This is a genomic window from Pseudomonas sp. EA_15y_Pfl1_P101 (assembly GCF_963970835.1).
In the GTDB taxonomy this organism is placed as follows: Bacteria; Pseudomonadota; Gammaproteobacteria; order Pseudomonadales; family Pseudomonadaceae; genus Aquipseudomonas; species Aquipseudomonas tritici.
In genome coordinates, this window is record NZ_CAXAPA010000011.1 from 22,594 (window position 1) to 48,818 (window position 26,225).

General features: G+C 59.5%; 31 protein-coding genes. 16 read left to right on the forward strand and 15 right to left on the reverse strand.

The genetic code is table 11. The features are described 5' to 3' along the window. Positions 1-37: 37 nt before the first annotated feature. Both AACY36_RS18015 and AACY36_RS18020 read left to right on the forward strand, forming a co-directional pair. Positions 38-472: a DoxX family protein gene (locus AACY36_RS18015; protein ID WP_339414790.1), complete on the forward strand. Its 435-nt coding sequence runs from the start codon at positions 38-40 to the stop codon at positions 470-472. 250 nt (positions 473-722) lie between these two features. Further along, positions 723-1,031, forward strand: a complete 309-nt coding sequence (locus AACY36_RS18020; protein WP_056857201.1) for a hypothetical protein — start codon at positions 723-725, stop codon at positions 1,029-1,031. Between the two features lie 4 nt (positions 1,032-1,035). On the opposite strand, the gene AACY36_RS18025 is transcribed toward AACY36_RS18020, so the two are convergent. The 3 genes from AACY36_RS18025 to AACY36_RS18035 are packed head-to-tail and all read right to left on the reverse strand — an operon-like array spanning position 1,036 to position 4,430. After that, on the reverse strand, positions 1,036-2,766 hold the full coding sequence (locus AACY36_RS18025) for a Gldg family protein (RefSeq protein ID WP_339427776.1): 1,731 nt from the start codon (positions 2,764-2,766) through the stop codon (positions 1,036-1,038). Positions 2,767-2,781: 15 nt separating this feature from the next. Further along, positions 2,782-3,507 (reverse strand): ABC transporter permease, encoded by a 726-nt coding sequence (locus tag AACY36_RS18030; RefSeq protein ID WP_339427777.1) that lies wholly within the window; start codon positions 3,505-3,507, stop codon positions 2,782-2,784. After that, positions 3,504-4,430: an ABC transporter ATP-binding protein gene (locus AACY36_RS18035; protein WP_339414787.1), complete on the reverse strand. Its 927-nt coding sequence runs from the start codon at positions 4,428-4,430 to the stop codon at positions 3,504-3,506. The genes AACY36_RS18030 and AACY36_RS18035 overlap by 4 nt, the downstream gene beginning before the upstream one ends. 219 nt (positions 4,431-4,649) lie before the next feature. Between AACY36_RS18035 and AACY36_RS18040 the strand changes: the two genes are divergently transcribed. Both AACY36_RS18040 and greB read left to right on the forward strand, forming a co-directional pair. Next, complete coding sequence (locus AACY36_RS18040; RefSeq protein WP_339437442.1) at positions 4,650-5,633, forward strand: hypothetical protein; 984 nt, start codon at positions 4,650-4,652, stop codon at positions 5,631-5,633. A gap of 112 nt (positions 5,634-5,745) precedes the next feature. Next, entirely contained in the window at positions 5,746-6,219 is a 474-nt protein-coding gene (gene greB / locus AACY36_RS18045; protein ID WP_192298729.1) for a transcription elongation factor GreB, read from the forward strand. A gap of 137 nt (positions 6,220-6,356) precedes the next feature. Here the strand turns inward: greB and AACY36_RS18050 are convergent, their stop codons facing one another. Both AACY36_RS18050 and AACY36_RS18055 read right to left on the reverse strand, forming a co-directional pair. Further along, the gene (locus AACY36_RS18050) at positions 6,357-8,867 is read right to left on the reverse strand and encodes an ABC transporter permease (protein ID WP_339437443.1); all 2,511 of its coding nucleotides are present in this window, start codon (positions 8,865-8,867) and stop codon (positions 6,357-6,359) included. Beyond that, positions 8,867-9,550 carry an ABC transporter ATP-binding protein gene (locus tag AACY36_RS18055; RefSeq protein ID WP_005786391.1) on the reverse strand — a complete coding sequence of 228 codons (684 nt, stop codon included), beginning with the start codon at positions 9,548-9,550 and terminating at the stop codon, positions 8,867-8,869. Before AACY36_RS18055 ends, AACY36_RS18050 begins: the two co-directional genes overlap by 1 nt. Positions 9,551-9,560: 10 nt before the next feature. On the opposite strand from AACY36_RS18055, the gene AACY36_RS18060 reads away from it, so the two are divergent. The 3 genes from AACY36_RS18060 to AACY36_RS18070 all read left to right on the forward strand — a co-directional run bounded on the left by AACY36_RS18060 (position 9,561) and on the right by AACY36_RS18070 (position 11,559). Next, positions 9,561-10,166: an arylesterase gene (locus tag AACY36_RS18060; RefSeq protein ID WP_339414784.1), complete on the forward strand. Its 606-nt coding sequence runs from the start codon at positions 9,561-9,563 to the stop codon at positions 10,164-10,166. A gap of 58 nt (positions 10,167-10,224) precedes the next feature. After that, positions 10,225-10,518 carry a hypothetical protein gene (locus tag AACY36_RS18065; protein ID WP_065872740.1) on the forward strand — a complete coding sequence of 98 codons (294 nt, stop codon included), beginning with the start codon at positions 10,225-10,227 and terminating at the stop codon, positions 10,516-10,518. Between the two features lie 72 nt (positions 10,519-10,590). Then, positions 10,591-11,559, forward strand: coding sequence for a L,D-transpeptidase family protein (locus AACY36_RS18070; RefSeq protein WP_339437445.1), 969 nt, complete (start codon positions 10,591-10,593; stop codon positions 11,557-11,559). 134 nt (positions 11,560-11,693) lie between these two features. Here AACY36_RS18070 and oprI read toward each other — a convergent pair whose 3' ends face one another. Continuing rightward, complete coding sequence (oprI, locus tag AACY36_RS18075; RefSeq protein WP_003172710.1) at positions 11,694-11,945, reverse strand: outer membrane lipoprotei OprI; 252 nt, start codon at positions 11,943-11,945, stop codon at positions 11,694-11,696. A gap of 611 nt (positions 11,946-12,556) precedes the next feature. Between oprI and AACY36_RS18080 the strand changes: the two genes are divergently transcribed. After that, positions 12,557-12,838 carry a GNAT family N-acetyltransferase gene (locus AACY36_RS18080; protein ID WP_339414782.1) on the forward strand — a complete coding sequence of 94 codons (282 nt, stop codon included), beginning with the start codon at positions 12,557-12,559 and terminating at the stop codon, positions 12,836-12,838. Positions 12,839-12,902: 64 nt separating this feature from the next. Here AACY36_RS18080 and AACY36_RS18085 read toward each other — a convergent pair whose 3' ends face one another. Together AACY36_RS18085 and AACY36_RS18090 are read right to left on the reverse strand one after the other, a co-directional pair. Further along, a complete protein-coding gene (locus tag AACY36_RS18085) occupies positions 12,903-13,979 on the reverse strand; it encodes a 3-deoxy-7-phosphoheptulonate synthase (RefSeq protein ID WP_016975370.1) in 1,077 nt (358 codons plus the stop codon). A gap of 131 nt (positions 13,980-14,110) precedes the next feature. Further along, a complete protein-coding gene (locus tag AACY36_RS18090) occupies positions 14,111-14,545 on the reverse strand; it encodes a PilZ domain-containing protein (RefSeq protein WP_339414781.1) in 435 nt (144 codons plus the stop codon). Between AACY36_RS18090 and AACY36_RS18095 the strand changes: the two genes are divergently transcribed. From AACY36_RS18095 to cysB, 5 genes are all read left to right on the forward strand, one after another. Next, positions 14,544-14,930, forward strand: a complete 387-nt coding sequence (locus tag AACY36_RS18095; RefSeq protein WP_339414780.1) for a thioredoxin — start codon at positions 14,544-14,546, stop codon at positions 14,928-14,930. The genes AACY36_RS18090 and AACY36_RS18095 overlap by 2 nt on opposite strands. Then, positions 14,927-15,880: a putative 2-dehydropantoate 2-reductase gene (locus AACY36_RS18100; protein WP_339414779.1), complete on the forward strand. Its 954-nt coding sequence runs from the start codon at positions 14,927-14,929 to the stop codon at positions 15,878-15,880. The genes AACY36_RS18095 and AACY36_RS18100 overlap by 4 nt, the downstream gene beginning before the upstream one ends. 15 nt (positions 15,881-15,895) lie before the next feature. Continuing rightward, positions 15,896-16,801, forward strand: a complete 906-nt coding sequence (locus AACY36_RS18105) for a 5'-nucleotidase (RefSeq protein ID WP_339414778.1) — start codon at positions 15,896-15,898, stop codon at positions 16,799-16,801. Positions 16,802-16,873: 72 nt separating this feature from the next. Next, the gene (locus AACY36_RS18110) at positions 16,874-17,374 is read left to right on the forward strand and encodes a universal stress protein (RefSeq protein ID WP_339414777.1); all 501 of its coding nucleotides are present in this window, start codon (positions 16,874-16,876) and stop codon (positions 17,372-17,374) included. A 102-nt stretch (positions 17,375-17,476) separates the two neighbouring features. After that, complete coding sequence (gene cysB, locus AACY36_RS18115) at positions 17,477-18,451, forward strand: HTH-type transcriptional regulator CysB (RefSeq protein ID WP_339414776.1); 975 nt, start codon at positions 17,477-17,479, stop codon at positions 18,449-18,451. Positions 18,452-18,456: 5 nt separating this feature from the next. Here the strand turns inward: cysB and AACY36_RS18120 are convergent, their stop codons facing one another. Further along, positions 18,457-18,939 carry a GreA/GreB family elongation factor gene (locus AACY36_RS18120; protein ID WP_339414775.1) on the reverse strand — a complete coding sequence of 161 codons (483 nt, stop codon included), beginning with the start codon at positions 18,937-18,939 and terminating at the stop codon, positions 18,457-18,459. Between the two features lie 5 nt (positions 18,940-18,944). Beyond that, positions 18,945-19,313, reverse strand: a complete 369-nt coding sequence (locus tag AACY36_RS18125; RefSeq protein ID WP_339414774.1) for a hypothetical protein — start codon at positions 19,311-19,313, stop codon at positions 18,945-18,947. Positions 19,314-19,445: 132 nt separating this feature from the next. On the opposite strand from AACY36_RS18125, the gene earP reads away from it, so the two are divergent. Both earP and AACY36_RS18135 read left to right on the forward strand, forming a co-directional pair. Next, positions 19,446-20,579: an elongation factor P maturation arginine rhamnosyltransferase EarP gene (earP, locus tag AACY36_RS18130; protein ID WP_339414773.1), complete on the forward strand. Its 1,134-nt coding sequence runs from the start codon at positions 19,446-19,448 to the stop codon at positions 20,577-20,579. 49 nt (positions 20,580-20,628) lie between these two features. Further along, positions 20,629-21,201, forward strand: a complete 573-nt coding sequence (locus AACY36_RS18135) for an elongation factor P (RefSeq protein ID WP_003172723.1) — start codon at positions 20,629-20,631, stop codon at positions 21,199-21,201. A gap of 67 nt (positions 21,202-21,268) precedes the next feature. On the opposite strand, the gene AACY36_RS18140 is transcribed toward AACY36_RS18135, so the two are convergent. The 4 genes from AACY36_RS18140 to AACY36_RS18155 all read right to left on the reverse strand — a co-directional run bounded on the left by AACY36_RS18140 (position 21,269) and on the right by AACY36_RS18155 (position 24,478). Beyond that, positions 21,269-22,285, reverse strand: a complete 1,017-nt coding sequence (locus AACY36_RS18140; RefSeq protein WP_339414772.1) for an alpha/beta hydrolase — start codon at positions 22,283-22,285, stop codon at positions 21,269-21,271. A 27-nt stretch (positions 22,286-22,312) separates the two neighbouring features. Continuing rightward, on the reverse strand, positions 22,313-22,732 hold the full coding sequence (locus AACY36_RS18145) for an organic hydroperoxide resistance protein (RefSeq protein WP_339456897.1): 420 nt from the start codon (positions 22,730-22,732) through the stop codon (positions 22,313-22,315). Between the two features lie 262 nt (positions 22,733-22,994). Beyond that, positions 22,995-23,447 (reverse strand): MarR family winged helix-turn-helix transcriptional regulator, encoded by a 453-nt coding sequence (locus AACY36_RS18150; RefSeq protein WP_339456899.1) that lies wholly within the window; start codon positions 23,445-23,447, stop codon positions 22,995-22,997. Positions 23,448-23,527: 80 nt separating this feature from the next. After that, on the reverse strand, positions 23,528-24,478 hold the full coding sequence (locus AACY36_RS18155) for a LysR family transcriptional regulator (RefSeq protein ID WP_339414769.1): 951 nt from the start codon (positions 24,476-24,478) through the stop codon (positions 23,528-23,530). A 109-nt stretch (positions 24,479-24,587) separates the two neighbouring features. Between AACY36_RS18155 and AACY36_RS18160 the strand changes: the two genes are divergently transcribed. Beyond that, positions 24,588-25,337: a sulfite exporter TauE/SafE family protein gene (locus AACY36_RS18160; RefSeq protein ID WP_339414768.1), complete on the forward strand. Its 750-nt coding sequence runs from the start codon at positions 24,588-24,590 to the stop codon at positions 25,335-25,337. Here AACY36_RS18160 and AACY36_RS18165 read toward each other — a convergent pair. Continuing rightward, complete coding sequence (locus AACY36_RS18165; RefSeq protein ID WP_339414767.1) at positions 25,327-26,208, reverse strand: LysR substrate-binding domain-containing protein; 882 nt, start codon at positions 26,206-26,208, stop codon at positions 25,327-25,329. The genes AACY36_RS18160 and AACY36_RS18165 overlap by 11 nt on opposite strands. Positions 26,209-26,225: the final 17 nt, after the last annotated feature.

Below are 26,225 nucleotides of genomic sequence, written 5' to 3' on the forward strand. Positions count from 1 at the left end.
CGGCCAACCAACCCCTACTTTGAAAAGGATTATCACCATGAGCCCACTGATCAAAAGCGTCCTGTCCACCCGTGCCGGTTACGGCCTGACCATCCTGCGTATTATTGTCGGCATTATCTTCGCCGCCCACGGTTCGCAAAAACTCTTTGGCTGGTTTGGCGGCTATGGCCTGGCGGGCACTGCCCAGTGGATGGAAAGCATCGGCCTGGCGCCGGGTACGCTGATGGCGCTGCTGTCGGGTGGTACCGAGTTCTTCGCTGGCCTGGCACTGATCGTTGGTCTGCTGGCGCGTCCGGCGGCACTCGGCTTGACCATCCTGACGCTGGTGGCGATCTTCTCGGTGCACATCCATAACGGTCTGTTCATGGCCAACAACGGTTATGAGTTCGCACTGGCCTTGCTCGGCGGCACCCTGGCGGTGTTGTTGGAAGGTGCGGGCAAACTGTCTGCCGACCGCGCTATCGCCAACTGATCGTTCTGCAAAACCTTGAATCGGCCCGCCATGTGCGGGCCTTTTCGTTGCTCGGGATTGTTGACACCGCCCCATCGGCTTCTCTAGGATGCCGTTCATGCGCCGATTTAAACAGCTAATTGCGGGGCGCCATGGGTGATCGTTATCGGTCCCGACAGAAGCATGTTCCATGCTTTGAAATTCCGCTAAAGCGCTGGTTCGGTGTTGCCTCTCACCTGCCCGCAGACTTTTGAGGCAGAGACACGACACGATGAATGCACTACGCCCCCTGATACGCCTGGCCCCGATCACCGCGGACCTCACTCAACGCAATCCTAAAATTCTCCTTGGCGGCAAGCACCAGCCTACGCTCTTGCGTTACTTGGATGGCTGGCCGCGCCGCACTGGCCGACCCTCAGCGTTCCTGATCCAGTTTGTCGAAGATGGCGATTCCCTTGCGCGTTTTGCCAGCAACAGCTTTGACCTCGCTGTCATCCAGGCCCCCAGCGCCGGCGACGCCGAAGAAGTCATCCGCCAATTGACCCGCATCGCTCGACAAGGGCTGATCGCCCGACGTTAATCGTTCAGTGAATCAGGCTGCCAGCGTGCAGCCGACGACGGCGATGACCCCGGAAGACCCCCCAGGCGATCAGGCATAACGTCAGCGGAATGGCAAAGGTCACGACCAGTTTTATCGCCAGTTCCAGGTCACGCACCTGGGCATAGGCTTCGCGTTGTAAGGCATGCAGCTCCATGGGCAAGCGCAGGCGTTCCTTGTTGAGGGCTTGCAACTGGGTGGTGGTGTCCACCGCCTGGGTGCCGAGGGCAGTGGACCACGGGTTCAGCCGTTGCCATTTCTGCTCCGTTCGTTGCAGGCGTCGTTCCAGGTCGCTGGCCTTCGCGCGATAGGCGTGCTTCGCGACCTCGCGCATGCGCTCCAGCACTGTCGGCTCCCGGTCCTGCGGCACGCGAGGGCGGATTGCGGCGAGTGTGTCGGGGGCGGACAGGTTGTCCAATGTATTCAAGACAAACAACGCGTTGCTGTCAGGTGCCGAATTGCTGACCTTGTCCGTAAGCAAGTCCGTGTCAGCAATGACCACGACCTGTATCTGCGCTGCTTTCTGCACACCGGGCGGTTGCCCCTTGAGGCCATCTGGAAAGACAGAATAGCTCGGCCCCTCGATACGTGCGGCTATCACATGACGTCGCGCTTGGCCCGATGCCTGTTCAATCAATGAGTCGACCGTGGTTGCGCGTGTGAAACTATTGGCATCCAGCAGCACCGATTGCTCGGAGCTGTGCAGGAGAGGGGTGAAGGTCGTGCGACTTTTACTCAGTCGTGAGAGGGCACCACTGCTCGATACCGTCACCCTGTTGAGGTTCCATGTGCTGATATCGTTTGTGTTCATCGCCTGCCGAGGCAGATTCAATCGGACCTGAGTGGGCGCCCCTGGCGTTTCCCAAGGCGTATAGAGGTCGTCGGCCAGCAGCTTGTCCGCTGGCATCTGGATACCCCAGGCAGCCAGTAATTGGTCCAGGCGAGTGTTCGCAGGGGCTGCGGTCGAGCGTTGCTCGCTCAAGGGATCAATAAACATCATCAATCTGCCGCCCTTCAATACAAATTGTTCAATCCCATACAGGGTTCGCTCAGATAACGCCTGTGGGTGCACAACCATCAGCGTTTTTATGCGCTCGGGGACGTGCGCGGCAGTCGACTCCAGGTTGACCAGATCAAATTCACGTCGTAGATCCTGCAACAGCCGACCTGCAGCTTCGTCCATCGCCAGCCCCGACAGCAGTGCAACGACCGGGCGCTCCGGGTGCTGCAACTTATAGAGCAGGTGGCTGATTTCATACTCGAGCAAAGGCTCCCGGTCGAGGCTGAAGGAACCAATACGGCGCACACTGTGACCGGCGCGGGTGCCGATAAGGCCGAGAAACCCAGCGGTGTGGTCGAGTCCGGATAGCCGCGCTTTGTAGGCGTCCTCGGAAAAAGGTGCAGGTTTAATAAGGTGCAGGTTAATCATGCCATTGGCGGTTTTTTCGTACGCCTTGAGCAGTTCCTCAATACGCTTGCTGTAGCGTTGCACGGCGTTGCTTCTTTTAGGGGCGTTGTTCGAGTTGAAGTAATACAGGTCGACGGGGCTTTCCAATGTGGAAGCTAGATGTTGTGCTGAAGACGATAAAGTGTGAACTTTTTGTTGAGAAAAATCCCACTGAATATCAGGAAGTTTACCTATCCAAACCAGATTGAACGCCAGAAAAAGCAACAAGGTGACGGTGAGTGTCATGCCGGTGCGCAGAGTGGACCGCATTAAGGGTTTCCCTTCTCAGCTGTGTTTGTAGTTGAGTGTGACGGTCGCCGCAGCGAGAAAGGCGAGGATCATGCTAATGAAGTAAAGCGTGTCGCGAAGTGTAAGTTTTCCATCATCGATACTGCTGAATCGTAAAGCAGGGCTGAGGGTGGCCAGGCTGTCGATCAATCCTATCGGGGCTTGATGCTCAAGCGCATCCAATACAGTAGAGAGCCCACTGGCTGTTAGCAGCAAGACAAGGGTCAGTACGAAAATGACAGTGCGCTGGCATACAAGTGTGCAAATAAAGCAACCGGCGGACAGGTAGCTGCCCGCGAGCAGCCAACTCGACAAAAATTGTGAAGCGATAACGCTGTTGTCTGCCCTGCCCAAGTAGTTGGCAATGATGACGAGAGGAAACATCAGGAGCAGCGTGGTGCCTGCGACGAACCAAGCGGCTAGGAATTTCCCGATAACCCATTCAAGTGTCGTGATGGGCATGGTTTTCATCAGGCCGAAAAAACCTGCATTGGCCTCATCCGACCATAGTTGCGTGGCCAGGGCGGGAATCAACAGTAAGTACAGCCAGGGGTGGAACTGGAAAAAGACCTGCAAGTCGCTGTCGTTTTGTTCCGGCCACGAGCTTATGTCCATGCCCAACGTCACTGACAGTATCAGGAAGATCGCAATGCTCAGGTAAATACTGGGTGTGCAGGCAAAGCTGGCAAGTTGACGCTTTAATATGATGGGCAATAGTTTCAAAGCGACGCCTCCTGGCTCAGTTGGTGGACTACATCATTGAGGCGACCTGGTTCCAGGTTCAGTGAGTTGATTTTCCAGCGACGACTGGCAATCAGCGTGCTGATATGGGGATAGATGGTGTGCCCCGGCATGGCGAGAACGGTCACCGTGCCGGGTGCGTGCCGATGCTCCTCGATGCCTGCCACGCCTGGCAGTACGGCGAGGGCCAGTAGATCCAATGGTGTGTCGGCAGCAAGTGTGACGGCCTGGAAGTGACGGGAGCCGCGCTGTAGATCGGGCAGTGGGGTATCGGCCACCAGGCGACCGCCGGCTATGACCAACGCGCGTGTACACCATTCGGACAATTCATCGCAGTGACGAGAGGCGATGATCACTGTCATTTCTTGCGTCAGTGATTGGATAAGCGCCCTGAATGTATGTTTCTGATCAGGTGCGAACCCTTCCGTTGGCTCATCCAGCAGTAACAGGGCTGGACCATGCAGGATGGCTTGGGCAATAGCGACTTTGCGTTTCCAGGCAATGGAGAGCGCGTCGAGGGGGGCATTGAGCACCGGAAACAGTTCCAGTCTTGCAACAACGTGTTCCAACCGTGCGCGCTTTTCGGCGCCGTGGAGGCCGCGCACGGCCGCGATGAAGCCAAGGAATGTGTTGACGGACATTGTTGGATGGCCGAGGTCTTTTGACAGTTGGTAGCCGACGAGTTTTCTCGCTTTAAGTGCATGGCTTTGAGTATTGAAGCCCTGGATATTTATATAACCGCTGGACGGCTGCGTCGAACCGGCTATTAGATTGAGCAGGGCTGTTTTGACCGTATGATCCTCTCCGAATAAACCCAGGCATTCTTGTGGATGGGCGCTAAATGAAAAGTCGCTGATTAGAGTTGTGTTACCCGTGTGTTTTGTCAGATTGCTTATTTCGATCATTTTTGTACCGAATAAGTTTGGCATGACGTAGGGGGCGTGAAAAAAGGGTACGGGTAATGACCGTTTTTGGGAACGCCGATAACTATTAATAAGACAAGTCCTACGTGCGAGGCAGTCAAGCCACTGAAACAATGTGTTGTGTTTAAAAGTGTCCAATTTTCGAATGTTTATTTGTTGTTTATGTAAACTTTCTGCCCCGCATAATGAGGCCTGAATGCCATGATGCTGCTACGTACCCTTGTGCTTGAACGCGACGGTCAAGATGCCCCGGTTAACGGTGCACTGCTCTGTGGGTTTGCTGTAGGTCAGACGGCCTCCAACTTTCTTGTTTACAGTTTGGATGAGGAGGTAGAGCCGGGAAGTTCCAGGGTCTATATCGCGGCCTTGCGTAAGAAACTTGACCGGTATTTCCTGGGCGGGGTCGAGTCCAAGGAAGACTTGCAGGTGGCCTTACATGTTTTTAAGCAAATACTGACATTGGCCGCTTCGGGGGTTAAGGCGGGCGGCGTTACTGAGACTCAGGAGCCCTATCATTTTGTCGATTTGAAAGGTTGCAAGCTGCCGCCCGCCAGGCCCGAGGATCATCACTCGGTGATTATCAAGAAAGCGCTGGTGATGAAAGTGATCACCCTGGGCATGTCGGCCTCGACACTGCCGGCTATCGAAAGTGCTTCATTGATCGTGCCGTCCATTCGTTTTTCGTCGCAAATGAGCTCCCCGGCCAAAGGGGCGGGCCCCTCAGAGCCACCCCGGCCGATGCATGAGCATCTGGTTGAGGAGCCACTGCCAGCTTCCGTCGAAACGCCCGTGATCATGGCGCCGCCGCCACCTGCAATCCCACGTGCACCCGTTGCACCGGCACAACCGCAACCCCCTGCGTCAACTGACCACAGTACGTTGTTCGAGGTGGACAGTACGTTGACCAACCTTGCCCGTGTCGCCCAGGAGCTGACCCAGCAAAAACTCGCGGCAATCGAGCAGGAGACGGCACTTGAGCAATGGCAGGCGCGGTTGCAGCAGGGGCAAAGCCAGTTGGACGAGAAGGTTCGAGAACTGGAACAACGCACCGCTCAATTGCATGATCAGTCGCTAGCGGTCAGCCAGAGGACCGAAGCCCTGAAGGTGATGACGTCGCAGGTGGCGGGCCTGCGGCAAAGCCTGAGAGGCATGCTGCTTGAGCTGGATCGGGCGTTGGATAGCTAGACTGGCCTGGCTACTTTCCCGGGTTCATTTATCATCAACGCCAGCCAGCCAACGCCGGGGCTGAAACCCAGGCGTATCGGCACCTATGGACATTGCCTGGGGATGCAAGCGTTTGAGTACCAAGCTGATTACCAAAGAAGGCCATGAAGCGCTGAAGAAGGAGCTGGATTACCTCTGGCGTGAGAAGCGCCCCGACACCACGCGCAAAGTAACGTGGGCGGCCTCGTTGGGGGACCGCAGCGAAAATGCCGATTACCAGTACAACAAGAAGTTGCTGCGCGAGATCGACCGTCGCGTGCGCTACCTGCGCAAGCGCCTGGAAGACATGCGTGTGGTGGAGTACATGCCCGAGCAGGAGGGCAAGGTATTTTTTGGCGCCTGGGTGGACATCGAAAACGAACAGGGTGAGACCAAGCGTTTTCGTATCGTCGGCTATGACGAGATCTATGATCGGATGGACTACATCTCCATCGACTCACCCATGGCCCGTGCGCTGCTGCGCAAGGAAGTAGACGACGAGGCCCTCGTGCAGACCCCGAGTGGTGAAGTGTGCTGGTGGATCACCGGGATCGAGTATGTGAAGTGAGCGGGGCTGCGAAAACACCAGAGATCAAATGTGGGAGCTGTCGAGCTTTAGCGAGGCTGCGATGCCGGCGCTGCGGTCTGGCAAAGACCGCGCGGTGATCCCTTCGCCGCGTTGCTAAAGCGCTCCCACACGGCGCTTCAACCTTCGCGCAACACAGTCAGCGGGCTTGCGTTCAGTGCACGGCGGGTGCCAAACACACCCGCACCGCCGATCAGCACGGCGCCAATCACCGGCAGCAACAACAACCATGGGTGAGGCTGCCAGGCCAGGTCAAATGCATAGCGGTACAGCACAAAGGTCACCAGTTCAGTCCCCAGTGCCGCCAACAGCCCACTGACAGCACCCAGCAAGCCGAACTCGATACGCCTGGCCTTGACCAGCAGCTTGCGTTCGGCGCCCAGTGCGCGTAATAGCGCGCCTTGGCGGATACGTTCGTCCAGCGTGGCCTGCAGGCCCGAGAACAACACCGCCATCCCCGCTGCCAGGACAAACAGCAGCACGTACTCCACCGCCAGGGTCACTTGGGCGAGGATGCTGCGCAACTGCTCCAGCAGCGCCTCGACCTGCAGGATGGTTACCGCCGGGAACGCCCGGGACAGGTCGACGATTTGCTGGTCATGCCCGGGTGCCAGGTAGAAGCTGGTCAGGTAGGTGGTCGGCAGGTCCTTCAAGGTGCCTGGCTGGAAAATCATGAAGAAGTTGGGCTGGAAGTTATCCCAGTTGATGGTCCGCAGGCTGGTCACCCGCGCTTCACGATTTTCGCCGCCCACCGTGAACACCAAGTGGTCATTGAGCTTGAGCTTGAGGCTTTCCGCTACCTTGGCTTCTACGGAGACGCCAGGGATTTCATCGGTGGGCTGCTGTGACCACCATGAGCCCGCCGTCAGGGCATTACCCGGTGGCAGGTCGGCAGCCCAGGTCAGGCTCAGGTCGCGTTGTACCGCACGATCGCCGCTTGAGTCCTTGCTGACGATTTCCTGTACCGGTTCACCGTTGATACTGATCAGGCGACCCGGCACCACCGGATAAAGCGGCGCGGATTGCGCTTGCAGTTCCAGCAGGCGGGCGCCAAAGGCCTCCTTGTCGGCCGGCAGGATATTCAACGCGAAATAGTTGGGCGCATCCTTAGGCAGCTGGTTTTGCCAGGTGTCGAGCAACTCGCCACGCAGCAGGGCGATCAAGCCCATGGACAGCAGGATCAGGCCAAACGCCAGGGATTGACCGGCCGCCGCCAACGGGTGGCGCAGCAATTGGCCCAGGCCCAGGCGCCACGGCAGGGAGGCGCGTGCCAGCAGGCGGCGCAGGCTTTGCAACAGCAGCAGGAGCAAGCCGCCGAGGACCAGCGCAGCCACCACGCCACCGCCCAGCAGGGCGAAGGTCAGCACCAGGTCGAGGCTCAGGCGCCACATGATAAGGCCCAATGCAAACAATGCTGCGCCGTAGACCATCCAGGTGCTGGAAGGAATCGGCAGCAGGTCGCGACGCAATACCCTTAGTGGCGGCACACGACCCAGGGCGGCCAAGGGCGGCAGGGCGAAACCGGCGAGGGCGACCAGGCCGGTGCCGATGCCCGCAATTGCCGGTAACAGCCCGCCGGGAGGAACGTCCGCCGGCAGCAGGTCATGGAGAAAGTAGAACAGGCCAAACTGCGCCAGCCAGCCGAGCAGGGCGCCGGTCAGGCTTGCCAGCAGCCCCAGTACGCTCAGTTGCAGACTGAACAGCAACATGGCTTCGCGCCGTGACAATCCCAGGCAGCGCAGCAAGGCACTGGCGTCAAAGCGCCGGGTGGCGAAGCGATTGGCCGACAGCGCCACGGCCACACCGGCCAGCAGCACCGCGACCAGGCTGGCCATGTTCAGGTAGCGTTCGGCCTTGCCCAGCGCGCCGCCGATCTGTTGGTTGCCGTCCCGTGAATCCTGCAGCCGCTGGTTGGCGGCGAGTCCTGGCTTGACCAGGTCACGATAGGTTTGCAGTACCGTGCTGCCCTGTGGCCCGCGCCACAGTTCGCGATAGCTGACGCGGCTGCCGGGCTGGACGACGCCGGTGGCGTCCAGGTCCGCCAGGTTGATCATCACCCTGGGCGTAAGGCTGTAGAAGTTGCCGGCGCGGTCCGGCTCATAGGTGAGCACGCGGGCCAGGCGCAGGGTTTTCATGCCCACATCAATGCTGTCGCCGACCTTGAGGTCCAGTGCTGTCAGCAGCCGGGCTTCAACCCAGGCTTCCCCGGGTTTGGGCCCGCCGCCAGGGGTCTCCTCGCCGAAGGGCGCAGCAGCGCTTTTCAGTTCGCCGCGCAGCGGGTACTGCTCGTTGACCGCCTTGATGCTGGAGAGCTGGATGCCGTTATCAGTGGCTATAACGCTGGAGAACTCCACGACGCGAGCGTGATCGAGGCCCAGTTCGGTGCCGGACTGGATTTGCTCGGGGCGGGCCGGCGAGCTGCCTTCCAGCACCAGGTCGGCGCCCAGAAACTCGGTGGCGCGCAACAGCATGGCGCCATTGAGGCGAGCGCCGAAGTAGCCGATGGCGGTACTGGCGGCCACGGCCACCAACAGGGCGAAGAACAACACACGCAATTCGCCCGCGCGGGCATCGCGCAGCAATTGGCGCATGGCAAGGCTGAATAGGCGCAACAGCGGCAAACGTGCCATCAAGGCTCCAGGGGCGCGACCATCAGGCCGGCTTCAAGGCGGATCAGGCGTCGGCAACGGTGGGCCAGGCGCTCGTCGTGGGTGACCAGCACCAGGGTCGTGCCGCTCTCTTTATTGAGTTCGAACAGCAGGTCGCTGATGCGCTCGCCGGTGTGGCTGTCGAGGTTGCCGGTAGGTTCGTCGGCAAACAGTACGTCCGGTTCGGCGGCAAAGGCGCGGGCAATCGCCACGCGTTGTTGCTCGCCACCTGAGAGTTGGCGTGGTGAGTGGGTCAGGCGCTGGCCCAGGCCGACACGTTCGAGCAGGTGCCGGGCGCGCTCGCGGGCGTCTTTGCGGCCGTCCAGTTCCAACGGCAGCATGACGTTCTCCAGCGCGTTGAGGCTGTCGAGCAGTTGGAAGGACTGGAACACGAACCCTACGTGCTCGGCACGGATGCGCGCGCGCTGGTCTTCGTCGAGAGTGCTCAAGGCTTGCCCGGCGAGGGTGACTTCGCCGCTGCTGGGCAGGTCGAGGCCGGCCAGCAGGCCGAGGAGGGTAGATTTGCCGGAACCGGAGCTGCCGACGATAGCCAGGCTATCGCCCTTGTTCAGTTCCAGGCTCAGTTCGTGCAGGATAGTCAGTTCACCTTCCGCGCTGGGAACCACTTTGCTAAGGTTCCGCGCGGTGAGAATGCTTGCGCCCATGGAGAATCCGATGCGAATGTGGTTTTTGAGTGCTGGCCTGGCCTTGATGTGCATGGCCCAGAACGCAGCGGCGGGTACAGTCCTGATCGTTGGCGATAGTATCAGTGCCGGTTTCGGCCTGGATACCCGCAAGGGGTGGGTTGCCCTGCTGGAGCAACGGCTCAAGCAGGAAGGTTTCGACGATAAAGTGATCAACGCCTCCATCAGCGGGGATACCAGTGCCGGGGGCTTGGCGCGGCTGCCGGCGGCGCTTGCAGAGCATAAGCCAGACGTGGTGGTGATCGAGTTGGGCGGCAATGATGGATTGCGTGGACAACCCCCGGCGCAATTGAAACAAAATCTTGCGTCGATGATTGACCAGTCCAAGGCCGGTGGTGCCAAGGTGTTGTTGTTGGGGATGCAATTACCGCCCAACTATGGCCCGCGCTACACCACGGCATTTGCCGAAGTCTTTGGCGCACTGGCCAAGGAAAAAAACGTCCCGCTGGTGCCGTTTTTCCTCGAAGGCGTGGGTGGGCACCCGGAGCTGATGCAGGCCGATCAACTGCACCCGGCCGTCGGCGCCCAGGGCAAGTTGCTGGAAAATGTCTGGCCGACGCTAAAACCGCTGCTTTGACGCTTTTCTACCGGCAGGCTTTCGGCTAAGGTGGCGCCCCCCCGATTTGGAGCCCCTGATGTCGCGTCCTGCCTGGTCCCTGTTTAATTACCAACTGATCGAGCCGGACGAGCAGCTGGATCTGTTCGCCTGCCAGGAAGTGCGGGTGCATCTGGTGACGCGTCAACTGGAACTGGGCGGCACCATCGATCGTACCCTGTGCGGCACGCTGCTGCCGGCGCAACCGCGTTGGTCGCGGGTTGATCGCTCGATCTTCCAGGACCAGCGCCTGTGCCCGTTGTGTCGTGCGATCCTGGAATCCCAGAAGCGTGGCACGCCGCCGATCTGGCCGGAGCTGCGTTTCGAGCTGTAAGGGGCAGCTAGAAGCGCGCTTCACGTATACAATCTATCTTTATCTCCCGTCGTTCTGCGAAGGATTTTCCGGATGTTGTCGCGCCTTTCCGTCGTCACCTGCTGCCTGTCTCTCGCCGCACTCTGTGCGGCCGGTTCTGCGTCAGCTTTGCAGTTGCCCTTGCCACCGCCGGGTGAAGACATCGTCGGTCAGGTCCAAGTGATCAAGGCCAAGTACGAGGACACCTTTGCCGACCTGGGCACCACCTATGACCTGGGCTATTCGGAGATGGTCGCGGCGAACCCGGGCGTGGATGCCTGGTTGCCGGGGGCGGGCACCGAGATCGTGCTGCCGACGCGGTTCATCCTGCCGCCGGGCCCGCGCGAAGGTATTGTGATCAACCTGGCGGAGTACCGGCTCTACTACTACCCCAAGGGCCAGAACGTGGTCTACACCTTCCCGCTGGGCATTGGTCGTGAAGGCTGGGGTTCGCCTATCGCCCATACCAGCATCATTGCCAAAACGCCGAACCCGACTTGGACGCCGCCCGCCTCAATCAAGGCCGAGCACGCCGCCAACGGTGACCCGCTGCCCAACGTGGTGCCGGCCGGCCCGGACAACCCCTTGGGCCCGTTCAAGTTCACCCTGGGTACTCCGGGTTACCTGATCCACGGCTCCAACGCGAAGTTCGGCATCGGCACCCGTACCAGTCACGGCTGCTTCCGTATGTTCAACAACAACGTGCTGGAGATGGCCGGCATGGTGCCGGTGGGCACGTCGGTGCGCATCATCAGCGAGGCCTACAAGTTCGGTCGCAGTGGCGGCAAGGTCTATCTGGAAGCGCATACGCCATTGAATGATGACGGGACGCCATCGGTGGTCGACAAGCACACGGCGGTGATCAACGCCTTGCTCAAGCGTGAAGACTTGGCCAATCAACTTCGAGTGAACTGGGATCAGGTGCGTGACGTCGTCGCGGCGGAAGACGGTTTGCCGACGGAAATCGGTGTGCCGGGCCCGGCACCGATCGCCTCCAGCGCGCCGATCGACCTGCAGCAATAAGGCGTTCATTCAAAAGCCCGTCAAGGCCTTGCGCCTCGGCGGGCTTTTTATTGCGCGTTATTCAGATACACATACCAGGCAATAAAAAAGCCGACCCATAAATGGATCGGCTTGATAACAACCCCGAAGGATTATTACTTGCGGCTAGCTTTTTCAAGCATACGCAGTGCGCGCTCGTTAGCTTCGTCAGCAGTCTGTTGTGCTTTTTGAGCAGCAGCCAGCGCTTCATCAGCTTTACGGTAGGCTTCGTCTGCACGAGCCTGGGAGCGAGCTGCTGCGTCTTCAGTTGCAGTCAGACGAGCTTCGGTTTCTTTGGAGACGCTGCTGCAACCGGTAGCCAGAACTGCGGCCAGAGCCAGAGCAGAGAATTTCAGAACGTTGTTCATCGTGTTCCCCTTCAAGGACTTTCTATTAGATGGCTAGTTCGCCCAGAGTGAGCTAATAGCCGGCGTACATACTACCCATTACTTGTAGTAAGTAAACTGACGTAGCGCAAGAAGCAAAAAAAATTCTCGTGCCGAATCTATTTTGGCTAACCTTTTGAAGGTTTGTATAAAAAGCGTCCAATTTTTTTCAATCAGGCGACAATTGGATCCAGGCTGGAAAGGCCGGCCGGCATGTGTCAAGCGCTGTAAATAGATGAAAATTTATATATACAGCTGACACTTTCGTTCAGCACGGCTTTGCGTTGCCCGGCATCTTTTGCGCATGTAGAGGTGACTTTAAGAGCGCCTGTTCGTCTCAAGGTTCAACTGCCGGCAATGTACAGGCTTTCGATCATCGGTTGATCGAGGCCCTTTCTATATCTACCAGCGGCAGGGGATGGCAGGTGCGCCTTGAGCAATCGCAGGATTGGTGCCTACTATTTCCTGCGTGCTGGTTGTGAGCGCTCAGGGTTTTCTCGTTGTCGGAACCGGCACGGGGTGGCGTAGATGTTCCTTCGCCGGAAAAACATCGGTAAGGTAGGGTCAGAAACCAAGACCCGCGAGGAGTAGTGATGAGCGAGGCGTTGTCCATCCACCATGACCAGGCTGGTCATCAGTTCGAGACCAATGTGGACGGTTATCGTGCCTATCTGACCTACATGGACCTCGGCAAACAGACCCTGGATATCTATCGGACCTTCGTGCCCAACGCACTGCGGGGTCGTGGTATTGCGGCGGCATTGACCGAGGAAGCCTTGAAGTTCGCCGAACAGGCAGGCTATACGGTGATCCCGTCCTGCTCCTACGTCGAACGCTACATGGAGCGCCACCAGCGCCATGCCGCGAAGCTGTAAGGCACAAATAGCACCATAAAAAACGCCGGGCTCAGCCCGGCGTTTTTGTGTGCGCAGTGTTGTGTCAGGTGCGTTTGCGTTTCGGCAATACGTCCTTGAGCTTGGCGTGCATGCTGCGCAGAGTGTTTTCAGTGGCGGCCCAATCGATGCAGGCATCAGTGATCGAAACGCCATATTGCAAGTCGGCCAGGTCTTTTGGAATCGCCTGGCAACCCCAGTTCAGGTGGCTCTCGACCATCAGGCCGATGATTGATTGGTTGCCTTCGAGGATCTGGTTGGCGACGTTTTCCATCACCAGCGGTTGCAGGGCCGGGTCCTTGTTGGAGTTGGCGTGGCTGCAGTCGACCATGATGTTCGGCTTGATCTTGGCCTTGTTCAGCGCCTGTTCGCACAGCGCAACGCTGACCGAATCATAGTTGGGCTTGCCGTTGCCGCCGCGCAGCACCACGTGGCCGTAGGCGTTGCCCTTGGTGGTGACGATGGACACGCCACCTTCCTGGTTGATACCCAGGAAGCGGTGCGGGCTGGAGACCGATTGCAGCGCGTTGATCGCCACGGTCAGGCCACCGTCGGTGCCGTTCTTGAAGCCCACGGCCGAGGAAAGGCCGGACGCCATTTCTCGGTGAGTCTGGGATTCAGTGGTGCGTGCGCCGATGGCCGACCAGCTGATCAGGTCCTGCAGGTACTGCGGGGAGATCGGGTCCAGGGCTTCAGTGGCGGTGGGCAGGCCCATTTCAGCCAGGTCCAGCAGCAATTGACGACCGATGTGCAGGCCATCCTGGATCTTGAACGAGTCGTCCAGGTACGGATCGTTGATCAAGCCTTTCCAGCCGACGGTGGTACGCGGTTTTTCGAAATAGACGCGCATCACCAGGTACAGGGTGTCTGACACTTCCGCCGCCAGTACTTTGAGGCGCTCGGCGTACTCGTGGGCAGCCTTGAGGTCATGGATCGAGCAGGGCCCGATGACGACGAACAGGCGGTGGTCGGTGCCGTCGAGAATGTCACGGATGACTTCGCGGCCCTTGGTGACGGTCTGCAGGGCAGCGTCGCTCAAAGGGATTTCGCGCTTGAGCTGATCAGGTGTGATCAGGGTCTCGTTGGATTCGACGTTTAGGTCATTGATCGGTAAATCAGCCATCGTGTTACTCGTCAGGGTCACGGGTGCTGGCCGCCAGCCATCCCCGTGCGGCGGAGCACAGCATGATTTGGATGCAGGGGGAGGGAACCTTAGCGCGTAACACCGGCCCGCGACAATGGGCAAAGCCCGCTTTAATCCAGCGTTGGCGCCACAAACGCCTCATGGGAGAACTCACAGGCATGGCGCGATACCCACTCGCGGGCCAGTGCTTCGAATTGCTGGGCGGTGGGTTCTGCGTTGTCGTGCTGGCGGCAATAGCGCTCTATCCGGCATGCTTGCTCACCCATTCGCGCACCGAACAGCGCATGTTCATCGGTAAACGAGACACCGACGCGGTAGCCGTTTTCCACCTTGCGGCACCACGCCACATAGCCTGGATAACGCGCGCTGGCGCCCAGGGAAGGGATGTGCAGATCAACCGCCGTGCCCTCGCGCCAGGCGCGTGGCCAATGGCAGGCAACACCGCCCAGGCCGGTAGTGTGCAGGCGTTGGCGGGGGATGGCAGGAGAGGGGCGTTGGATTAACTCGACAGCGACATCATCAGGGTGAGGTAAAAAACGACCCATGTACACGGACTCCGAGTACCGTCCAGTTGACGGCGGCAGCAGCAGTATAGTGAAGGAACTGGAATTGACCGACCTGGATATTGACCAGCAATTGCTGGGATTGCCAGGTATTTCGCTTGTCGTGTTCACAAGCGTAGGGTGTTCCAGTTGTCGTTGGGCGCGCCAGCAATTACCAGGCTGGACGTTGCCGCTGGACCGGGTGTGCTGGGTGGATGCCGGGCACAACGGCGGTGCGGTCGAACGCTACCAGATCTTTCATTTGCCGGCGTTGTTCGTGGTGTGCGAGGGTCAATTCCTCGGGCAATTACAGACGCGTCTTACACCTTCTGACCTTGCTGACTCTATAAAACATGCGCTTACCCGCACTCCAGAGGATCTGCCATGACCGCACAATCAACCCGCATTGGCATCATCGGCACCGGCGCCATCGGTGGTTTCTACGGTTTGATGCTGGCACGCGCCGGTTTTGATGTGCACTTCCTGTTGCGCAGTGAGTACGCAGCGGTCAGCGAGACCGGCCTTCACCTTAACAGCCGCGTGCATGGCCCCTTGCACCTGCACCCGGTGCAGGCCTACGCCCGGGCTGCCGATATGCCACCGTGCGACTGGCTTCTGGTGGGCACCAAGTCCACCGGCAACGTCGACCTGGCCCCGACCATCGCCCAGGTTGCGGCGCCGGATGCCAAGGTGGTGTTGCTGCAAAATGGCCTCGATGTGGAAGACAGCCTGCGTGAGCACCTGCCCGCATCGCTGCATTTGCTCGGCGGCCTGTGCTACATCGGCGTGCATCGTTCTGCCCCCGGCGTTATCGAGCATCAGGCGTTGGGCCGGGTCAACCTGGGTTATCACAGTGGCTCGGCGGCCAATGATGAAGCCCGCCAAAAGGCGATCGTCGAAGCCGGCGCCGCGTTGTTTCACAAGGCGGGTATCGAGTCCCAGGCCATGGCGAACGTGCATCAGGCCCGTTGGCATAAGTTGGTGTGGAATGTGCCCTACAACGGCCTCTCGGTGTTATTGGGCGCGGGCACCACGGCGATGATGGCGGATGAATCCAGCCGCGAGCTGATTCAGGCGTTGATGGCCGAAGTGGTACAAGGCGCCCACGCCTGCGGCCATGAAATCCCCAAGAGTTACGCTGAGCAGATGTTCGCCATGACCGAAACGATGGTCGACTACCTGCCGAGCATGTACCACGACCACGTGCACAAACGCCCGCTGGAACTGGCGGCGATCTATGCGCGGCCACTCGCAGCGGCAAAAGCTGCCGGTTGCGAACTGCCGCGGATGCAGGCGCTGTACCAGGCCTTGAGTTTTATTGATCGGCATAACCGCTGAGTCGGGGGACACACCATGGCAAAGGAATTGGGCGACAAGCTGGTGCTGGCGATCTCGTCGCGGGCCCTGTTCGACCTGAGCGACAGCCACAAGGTCTACCTCGCCCAGGGCGTCGAGGCCTACCGCAAATACCAGATCGAACACGAGGAAGAAATCCTCGAAACCGGCGATGCCTTTCCGTTGGTCAAGAAGCTGCTGAGTCTCAACGCCAGCCTGGGCCGTGCCCGGGTCGAAGTGGTGCTGGTGTCGCGCAACAGTGCCGATACCGGCCTGCGCGTATTCAACTCGATCCAGCATTACGGCCTGGATATTTCCCGCGCCGCTTTCGTAGGCGGGCGTAGTCCTTATCCTTATTTGGCGGCGTTTGGCTGCCATCTGTTTCTGTCGACCCATGCTGAAGATGTGCGCAGTGCCTTGGATGCCGGTTTTGCGGCGGCGACGATTTTGTCCGGCGGTCCAAACCGTGCCTCCAGCGAAGAGCTGCGCATCGCCTTCGACGGTGACGCCGTGTTGTTTTCCGATGAGTCGGAGCGTGTTTACCAGGCTGGTGGGTTGGAAGCGTTCCAGGCCAATGAGCGGGAGTCGGCGCGCCGGCCTTTGCACGGCGGTCCTTTCAAGGGTTTTTTGGCGGCGCTCAACCTGCTGCAGCGCGAGTTTTCCGATGAGTCCTGCCCGATCCGTACGGCCTTGGTCACCGCGCGCTCGGCGCCGTCGCACGAGCGAGTGATTCGCACCTTGCGTGAGTGGGATATCCGCCTGGACGAGTCGTTGTTCCTCGGCGGCCTGCAAAAATCCGCGTTTCTGGAGGCGTTTGCTGCCGATGTGTTTTTCGATGACCAGGCCGGGCATTGCGAGAAAGCCAGGGAGTTTGTAGCGACCGGGCATGTGCCCCATGGCATTAGTAATGAGGTGAAGATCTAAGCCAATCGTATTCGCCCGGGCACTGCTAAGCTCATTTCATCTCCGCCATCCTGGCAGTTCCGGGGGGGTTCTATGATTCGTTCGATGCTGTACGCCACGGACCTTGGTCTGTACGCACCTTATGTGATGCAGCACGCGCTGGCGCTGGCCCGAACGTTCAAGGCAGATTTGTATGTGATCCATGTGGTCGAGCCCATCGGGTTGTTCGCCGAATCGGTGTTACAGAGCTACCTTGATGAGAAGGCCCTGAGTGAGTGGCAGAGTCAGGGGCTGACCACGGTGATGGCGACGATTGAGCAGCGGGTACTGGACAGTTTTCGCGAGGAGTTGGGGGAAGGGGAGCAAGACCTGAAGTTGATCCGTTCGGTGCGGGTGATCCAGGGGGACCCGTGCGAGGTGATACTCGACGAGCTGCGCAAACTGTCCGTAGACCTGTTGATTGTAGGCAGTCATAGCCACGCGATCGCGGCGGCCACCCCGTTGGGGCGCACTGCTGCACGGGTGCTGCAGTTGTCTACGGTGCCGGTGTACCTGGTGCCTTCGTTACAGCGTCGACGCAGTGATAATGCGTGATGGGTAAACCAATAAAAAGTTCTAGATTTATCCATCGAACCTTTAATATAGTTATATAACGTCGCTGATACCCGTGGCGTCTATCTGCTTTGAGGGACACATATGAAGCTTCAACAACTGCGGTACATCTGGGAAGTGGCGCACCACGACCTCAACGTTTCCGCTACCGCTCAAAGCCTGTACACCTCGCAACCTGGTATCAGCAAGCAGATCCGCCTGCTCGAAGATGAGTTGGGCGTCGAAGTGTTCGCCCGCAGCGGCAAGCACCTCACCCGTGTCACCCCGGCCGGTGAACGCATCATCACCACCGCTGGCGAGATCCTGCGCAAAGTCGAGAGCATCAAGCAGATTGCCCAGGAATTCTCCAACGAGAAGAAGGGTACCCTGTCCATCGCAACCACCCACACCCAGGCACGTTATGCGTTGCCGCCGGTGATCCGTGATTTCATCAAGCAGTACCCCGACGTGGCCCTGCACATGCACCAGGGGTCGCCGATGCAGATCGCCGAGATGGCCGCTGACGGCACCGTCGATTTCGCTATCGCCACCGAAGCCCTTGAGTTGTTCGGTGACCTGGTGATGATGCCGTGCTACCGCTGGAACCGCTGCGTGGTCGTGCCGCAAGGTCACCCGTTGGCCAAGCTGCCGAAACTGACCCTGGAAGCCCTGGCTGAATACCCGATCGTGACCTACGTATTCGGTTTTACCGGCCGTTCCAAACTCGACGAAGCCTTCAGCCATCGTGGCCTTACGCCGAAAGTGGTGTTCACTGCGGCCGACGCCGACGTGATCAAGACTTACGTGCGCCTGGGCCTGGGCGTCGGTATCGTCGCCAAGATGGCGGTCGACACTGCCCTCGACAAAGACCTGGTGGTGCTTGATGCGAGCGAGCTGTTCGAGTCGAGTGTGACCAAGATAGGTTTCCGTCGCGGCACTTTCCTGCGTGGGTTCATGTGCGATTTCATCGAGAAGTTTGCGCCGCACCTGACCCGTGACGTCATGGCCAAGGCGATCCAGTGCCACAACAAGCAGGAACTGGAAGAGCTGTTCGACGGCGTTGAACTGCCCGTTCACTGAGTGGTTTATTTGGCCTCGGTAACCGTAAACAGTTGCCGAGCGCCTGCCACCAGAATCTCCACCTCATCACCTTCAAACTTGCCCAGCAGGCTTTTGCCCAGCGGCGAGCGCGGGGTGATGACGGTCACCGGTTGCCCCACCACGTCCACTTTCAAACCCGCCGCGTCCGGCGCCAAAAACAGCCACTGCTGGCGACCGCTCTCATCAGTCAGGCCCAGTAGCGCGCCGATTTCTATGCCCCGCTGATCATCGTAGGCACGCAGTGCCATGTTCTGGCACCGCGCCAGTGACTGCTTGATTTCCTCTACACGCTTGGCTTGCCCGGCTGCCAGGTAGGACGCCTCCAGCCCCAGAGTGTCGTATTTGTTTTCGGCGATGTTTTCTTCGTGGGTCGCCGTTTCGTAGGCGGTCTGCGCGGCACGTTGGGCAATGTCGAGGTCGACGCTGAGCTTTTCCAGGACCAACGGGTGGACAGCGTGTTTATTCATAGTGATCAATCGCAGAATTGCAGGACATTGGCCCGAGTCTTTTCGTTGGGAGCGTTCTGGTCCTGTTGCAGCCAGAACTGGCATTTGGGGTTGGACAGGTTGCGTGCATTGCTGCGGGCCTGATCCAGGGTTTGCTCCTGTTCCTGCTTCTGCAGGTTCTGCTGATATTGCTCGAACAGGCGGTTCGGCGGCTCAGGTTCCACAACCGCAGGCTTGCCCAATTGCTGGACCGCCTGGGCCACCGGCGCCAGGCTCTGCGGGAACAGATAGCGCGAAGCCAGCCAAGTGGTCAGCACGATGGCGATAAACCCCAGCCACACGCCAAACGCGATAGAAACACTGAGCTTGAGCAGCGATAACGAACGATCAGACATGGCGGCCTCCTGGCAGGCATTTGCGGCGTGGTGGCGATTGTCGCACAGCCACTGTGCAGAATAATCGCGATCAAGCCTTCTGCATCGGTGCATTTATGCGGACAATCGAGCCTTTGATCGTTGGAGCCCGGAATGAAAGCCCGCTGGGATATTTTTTGCAGCGTCGTCGACAACTACGGCGACATCGGCGTGACCTGGCGCCTGGCCCGGCAATTGGTGGCGGAGCATGCTTGCGCTGTGCGTTTGTGGGTCGATGACCTGCGCGCCTTCGAGCGCATGTGCCCGGAAATTGATGTGCAGCAAGACCTGCAATGGCAGGAAGGCGTCGAAGTGTGTCATTGGCCGGTCGAGTGGGTGGGTGCGCCAGCGGCAGATGTAGTGATCGCCGCCTTCGCCTGCCAGTTGCCGCCCGGCTATATGGAGGCCATGGCCGAATGCGAGCGTACGCCGTTATGGATGAACCTGGATTACCTCAGCGCGGAAGACTGGGTGGTGGGGTGTCACGGGCTACCGTCGGTGAAATTCAAAGGCGTGCAGAAGTACTTTTTCTTTCCCGGGTTTCGTCCCGGCACCGGCGGCTTGTTGCGCGAGGCGGGGCTGCTGGAGCAGCGTCGGGCCTTTCAGCAGGATGCCAGTGCGCAGCGAGACTTCCTGCAAGCCTTGGGCATATTTCCCGCAGCCGATGCGCGGTTGATCTCACTGTTTGCCTACGAAAATCCCGGGCTGGCCAGTTGGCTGGACGTGTTATCGACGGATGGGCGTGCCACTCATCTGTTGGTTCCGGAGGGCCGGATTCTGGGTGATGTGCAGCGCTGGCTGGGCCTGGACCGGCTGGCAGCGGGGGACATCCAGCAACGCGGAGCGCTGACGGTGCAGGTCATCGCGTTCGTACGCCAAGAGCAATATGACCGCCTGCTGTGGTGCTGCGACTTCAATGCCGTACGCGGCGAAGACTCGTTCGTACGCGCCCAATGGGCCGGCAGGCCGTTGCTGTGGCACATCTATCGCCAGGACGAAGACATCCATCTCGACAAGCTCGATGCCTTCCTGGCGCTGTACACGGCCGGCTTATCAGCGGCGGCAAAGGCTGCCTTGATCGGACTCTGGCAAGCCTGGAACACGGAGGGCGATATGGCACAACCGTGGAAAATGTTGCTGGAACACGGGCCGGAGGTGAGCCGGCACGCCGAAACATGGTGTCTGGAACAAGGCTTGCAGGCCGATCTTGCGACGGCGCTGGTGAAGTTTTATGAAAGTTGGATATGATACGCCACCTTGAATTTTGTAAATCCCATCCAAATTTCGGATATATGCAATGAAAACTGGTAAAGAACTGAAACCCGGTACAGTGATCCGTCTCGAAAACGACCCTTGGCTGGTTCAGAAAGCTGAGTTCACCAAGTCTGGTCGTAACAGCGCAATCATGAAGACCAAGCTGAAGAACCTGCTGACCGGTTACAAGACCGAGATCGTCTACAGCGCCGATGACAAACTGGACGACGTGATCCTCGACCGCAAAGAAGCGACCCTGTCCTTCATCAGCGGCGACACCTACACGTTCATGGACACCACCGACTACACCATGTACGAGCTGAACGCTGAAGATATCGAAGCCGTTCTGCCGTTCATCGAAGAAGGCATGGAAGACGTCTGCGAAGCTATTTTCTTCGAAGAGCGCCTGGTTTCCGTAGAGCTGCCGACCACCATCGTGCGTAAAGTGGCCTACACCGAAGGTTCCGCTCGCGGCGACACTTCCGGCAAGGTGATGAAGCCTGCCAAGCTGAGCAACGGTACCGAACTGCAAGTGGCCGATTTCATCGAAATCGACGACCTGATCGAGATCGATACCCGCGAAGGCGGTTCGTACAAAGGTCGCGCCAAGAAGTAATTCTGGCCCAGCCGATACGAAAAAAAGCCCGACCTTGTGTCGGGCTTTTTCGTGCGCGTCGTATTGATTACTTCAGGTGTTGCTTCAGTTCGTCCGACGCTTGCAGCAGGGCTGAACGCACCGCTGGCACCTGGCTGACCACATTGAGCAAACCGTAGTCGTGGATCATGCCGTTGTAGCGCACGGCGGTTACCGGCACACCTGCCTGGTCCAACTTGCGGGCATAGGCCTCGCCTTCATCACGCAGCACATCGGCGCCGGCCGTCTGGATCAGCGCGGGCGGCAAGCCTTCGAGCTGAGCAGTGGTGGCCCGCAGCGGCGAGGCATAGATCTCGGCGCGTTGGTTGGCGTCGGTGGTGTAGTTGTCCCAGAACCACTTCATCATGTTGCGGGTGAGGAAGTGCCCTTCGGCGTACTCGTTGTAGGACCCCGTGTCGAAGCTGGCGTCGGTCACCGGCCACAGCAGCAGCTGGAATCTGATCGCCGGCGTGCCCTTGTCCTTGGCCATCAGGCTGACCACGGCCGCCATATTGCCGCCGACACTGTTGCCGGCTACCGCCAGGCGCTTGCCATCGACATTGATCTCTTTGCCGTGCTCGGCCACCCATTTAGTAGCGCCGTAGGCCTGGTTGATCGCCACCGGATAATGCGCTTCCGGCGAAGGCGTGTAGTTGACGAACACCGCCACCGCACCCGAGCCCGCCACCAAATCCCTCACCAGGCGTTCGTGGGTCGGGTAATCCCCCAGCACCCAGCCGCCACCGTGGAAGAACATGAATACCGGCAATGTGCCCTTGACCCCGGCCGGACGCACGATGGTCAGGTCCAGCGGCTTTCCATCGACCTGAATGGTCTTCTGGCTCACATCCGCAGTGGGCAAGGTCAGCTTGACACCGGCCTGGGCGCCAGTGAGTACGGCACGGGCGTCCTTTGGCGTCAGTTGCTCTATCGGTTTACCGGTGCCGGCGTTCAACGCATCCAGGAAGGCCTGGGTGTTGTGTTCCACATCACCCGTCGCAGCAAAGGCGTGGGTGATGGACAGGGCGAGCAGGGTTCCGGTGAGCGCTTTACCCATTGTGTTCATGTCTTTCTCCAGGGGCGGCCAAGGTCATTAGACGGTCACGTGCAGGCGCACATCGACGTTGCCACGGGTGGCGTTGGAGTACGGGCAGACGTCGTGAGCCGCGTCGACCAGGCTTTGCGCGTCGTCCTGGGCCAGGCCCGGCAGGCTGATGTGCAGGTCGATATCCAGGCCGAAACCACCGGGGATCTGGCCAATGCCGACGTGGGCAGTGATCGAGGCATCATCCGGGATCTTGCGTTTGGTCTGGCTGGCGACGAATTTCAGCGCGCCGATAAAGCAGGCCGAGTAGCCGGCAGCGAACAGTTGTTCAGGGTTAGTGGCTTGGCCACCGGCACCGCCGAGTTCTTTGGGCGTGGAGAGTTTGACGTCGAGGATGTTGTCGTTGGAAACAGCACGACCATCACGACCGCCGGTGGCGGTGGCTACTGCGGTATAGAGCGTTTGCATGGTGTTTTCCTCTTGGCTTTCAGCGCTAAATGTTTGCGCGCTAAGTAGTTGGTGAGGTGAATGTATAGCGCTAATGTTTAGCGCGCAAGATAAATTTTTAAAAAAGTTCGCAATGCGACGTTTTCTGGCGCCACAAACCAAATGTGGGAGCTGGCTTGCCTGCGATAGCGGTGGATCAGTCACTGAATCAATCGACTGACATACCGCTTTCGCGAGCAGGCCCGCTCCCACATTTTAGATTTTTGATGGCGGGTCTACCGCGTTAGAGGCTGGCTTGCAGGTTGGCACGCAACGCAATCAAGTCGCCTTGCAGCTTGCGCAACTGGTCCAATTCCAAGCCGCTGGCGCCCAGAATGCACTGAGGAATCCCCATGGCCTTGTCCTGTAACGCCCGGCCGGCGTCGGTCAATTCCACCACCACCACGCGCTCATCTTCACGACTGCGTGTTCGGCTGAGCAGGCCTTCGACCTCCAGGCGCTTGAGCAGCGGGGTGAGGGAGCCCGGATCAGTCAGCAAGCGGCTGCTGATTTCGCCGACGGTCAAACCATCCTGTTCCCATAGCACCATCATCGCCAGGTATTGCGGGTAGGTCAGGCCCAGGGCCTGCAACAAAGGCTTGTAGACCTTGGTCATCAGCAGCGAGGTGGAGTGCAGGGCGAAGCACAACTGGTTGTCCAGCATCAGCGATTCGCACGGATCAGGGTTTTTACTCATGGCGGGGCCTCGAAAAAGCGTGTCTGGGCTGGAATCTAGCGGGCAATTCTTTAATGCGCCAGATAATTCCGTGCGGGCGGTCAGACCAAGCCACTTTGCAATGCCAGATCCCAGGGCGGCACTGGGCTGAAACGGGTTTTGAGGTATTCCAGCAACAAGCGGCTACGTGCATTGGGTTGCTGCTCCAGGCGCAGCGCATAGATCCCGGTGGTCTCGGGGCTGGGCAGGCCGTTTTCGCAAAACAACGGTAACAGCTCGCCGCGCACCAGGTACTCACTGGCGAGCCATGTGGGCAGATGGGCAATCCCCAGCCCCGCCAACGCGCCGGACAGCAAGGCTTCAGCGTTGTTGGCGCTCATGCGGATGCGCTGCGGGCGATAGGTCGCGCGGCGCCCATCCAGCTCAAAGCGCCAGGCGAACATCGGCGCCAAGCCATCCCAGTCCAGCCCGTCGTGTTCGCTTAACTCGCGAGGATGCAGCGGCGTGCCACGGCTTTTCAGATAGGCCGGGCTGGCGCAGGCGATGCGTACGATGCTTGCCAGGGGCGTGGCAATCAGCCGGGTGTCGACGATATGCCCGGCGCGCAGCACCAGATCGACCTTGCCCAGGTGCGCGCCCTGCATATCCACAAAGCTGTCGATCAAATGCAGGTGCACGTCCAGCCCCGGATACACATTGAGAAAATCTGCAATCACCGGTGCCAGATGCCGTCGCCCAAACGCTGCCGGCGCGTCCACGCGAATCAAGCCTTCCGGCGCATGGCTGAGGGACACCGCTTCGGCGCGCGCCAATTGCAACTCGTTGACAATCCGTCGCGCCCGCTCGGCAAATGCCAGGCCTGCCGGGGTCGGCACCACCGCGTGGGTGCTGCGCTGGAACAGGCGGCTGCCCACTGAGCTTTCCAGGCTGTCGATGCGCCGTGCCACCGCTGAGGGCGTCAGCGGGTGGCGACGTGCGGCGGCGGAAAAGCTGCCGGTCTCCAGTACATCGAGAAACAGGCCAAGCTGATCGGTCAAGGTATTCGGGTTCATTACACAAACGCTTATGCGAGATTGGCACAGCCATTGTGCGTTGCTGTGCGTTTCCACGCCATAGCCGACTGCGTAGCATGCAAGGCATGGGATTGAGGAGTAGCGCGCAGTGTTGGATGTAGTGATGTATTTGATCTTGGGCGCAGCCCTCGGCACGGTGGGTGGCCTGTTTGGCATTGGTGGCGGGCTGATTGCGATCCCGGTGCTGGGCGTATTGTTCGGCCTGGATCAACAACTGGCCCAGGGTACGGCGCTGGTGATGGTGGTGCCCAACGTGATGCTTGCGCTGTGGCGCTATCACCAACGTAACCGCATCGAACTGCGGCATGCGCTGCCGTTGGCGATCATGGGGTTCAGTTTTGCCTGGCTCGGTTCGATCTGGGCGGTGGGCCTGGATGCGGGGGCGATGCGCATCGGCTTTATCGTCTTTCTGGGGGTGCTGGCGGCCTATAACCTGCTGCGCATGTTCACCCGCAACGCACCCCCGAGCGCGCAGATGCGTTACTCCTGGCCCTGGCTGGGCGTATTGGGTGCGGCGTCCGGCTCTATGGGCGGTTTGTTTGGCGTGGGGGGCGCGGTGGTCGCCACGCCGGTACTCACCAGCGTGTTTGGCACCAGCCAAGTGATCGCGCAAGGATTGTCGCTGGCCTTGGCGCTGCCCAGCACCGGCGTAACGCTGGTGACCTACGCCTGGCACCAGGAAGTGGACTGGATGATCGGCGTGCCGTTGGCCGTCGGCGGTTTGCTCAGTATCAGTTGGGGTGTGAAGGTGGCGCATGCGCTGCCGGAGCGTGTGTTGCGCGGCTTGTTCTGTGGCTTCCTGGTGGTGTGCGCGGTGATGCTGACCTTTAAAGTCTGAAACCTTCGAGGATGTAGTCCGCCAGGCATTCGGTGATGGGCGAATTCATCTGTGGGTTGCGCAACAAGTGCAGGTTCATCGAGGGCAGTGGTGGCAGGCCCTCGTCCTTGCCAAGCACGCGCAGGTCGTCAGTCACCAGGCTTTCCATGCTGACCATCACCGCCAGGCCGGCGTTGACCACCGCCTGGATCGCCGCCACGTTGGAGCTGTGATAGGCTAGGCGATAATCGCGCCCGGCCGCCTCCAATGCCGACCGCGCCCACTGGGTGTAGAGACAATCGGCACCGGACATCGCCAGTGGCAGGGCTTCATGCTCGTCCGTGCAAAAGCATGGCGCTGCCGCCCACACCATGCGTTCTGTGCGCAACAGCTCACCGATTTCATTGCCTGGCTCGCGGCTGACAACGGTCAACGCCAAATCCCGCCGCTGCATTAGCACCGGTGAGGATTCGCAGTGCATCTCGATCTGGATCAGCGGATAGGCCTTGGAAAACTGCTTCAGAATCCCAGGCAGGAAACGCATCACGTAGTCATCTGGCGTGCCGATGCGCACCAACCCCACCATGTGCGGCTCACGCAGGGTGTTGAACACTTCGCTGTGCAGTTTCAGGATGCGCCGCGCATACCCCAGCAACACCTGGCCTTCGGGTGTGAGCCGTACCTGGCGACCATCACGTTCGAACAGCTTGCGCTGCAACACGTCTTCTTCCAGGCGCTTCATCTGCATGCTCACCGCCGATTGAGTGCGGTTGACCAATTCCCCGGCGCGGGTAAAACCGCCCTGGTCGGCGATGGCGACGAAGGTGCGCAGCACTTCTGTGTCGATGCTTGGGAAGCTGGACAAATGATCAATCTCTGAGATGTATTGCATAAGAAACATTCGTTGGA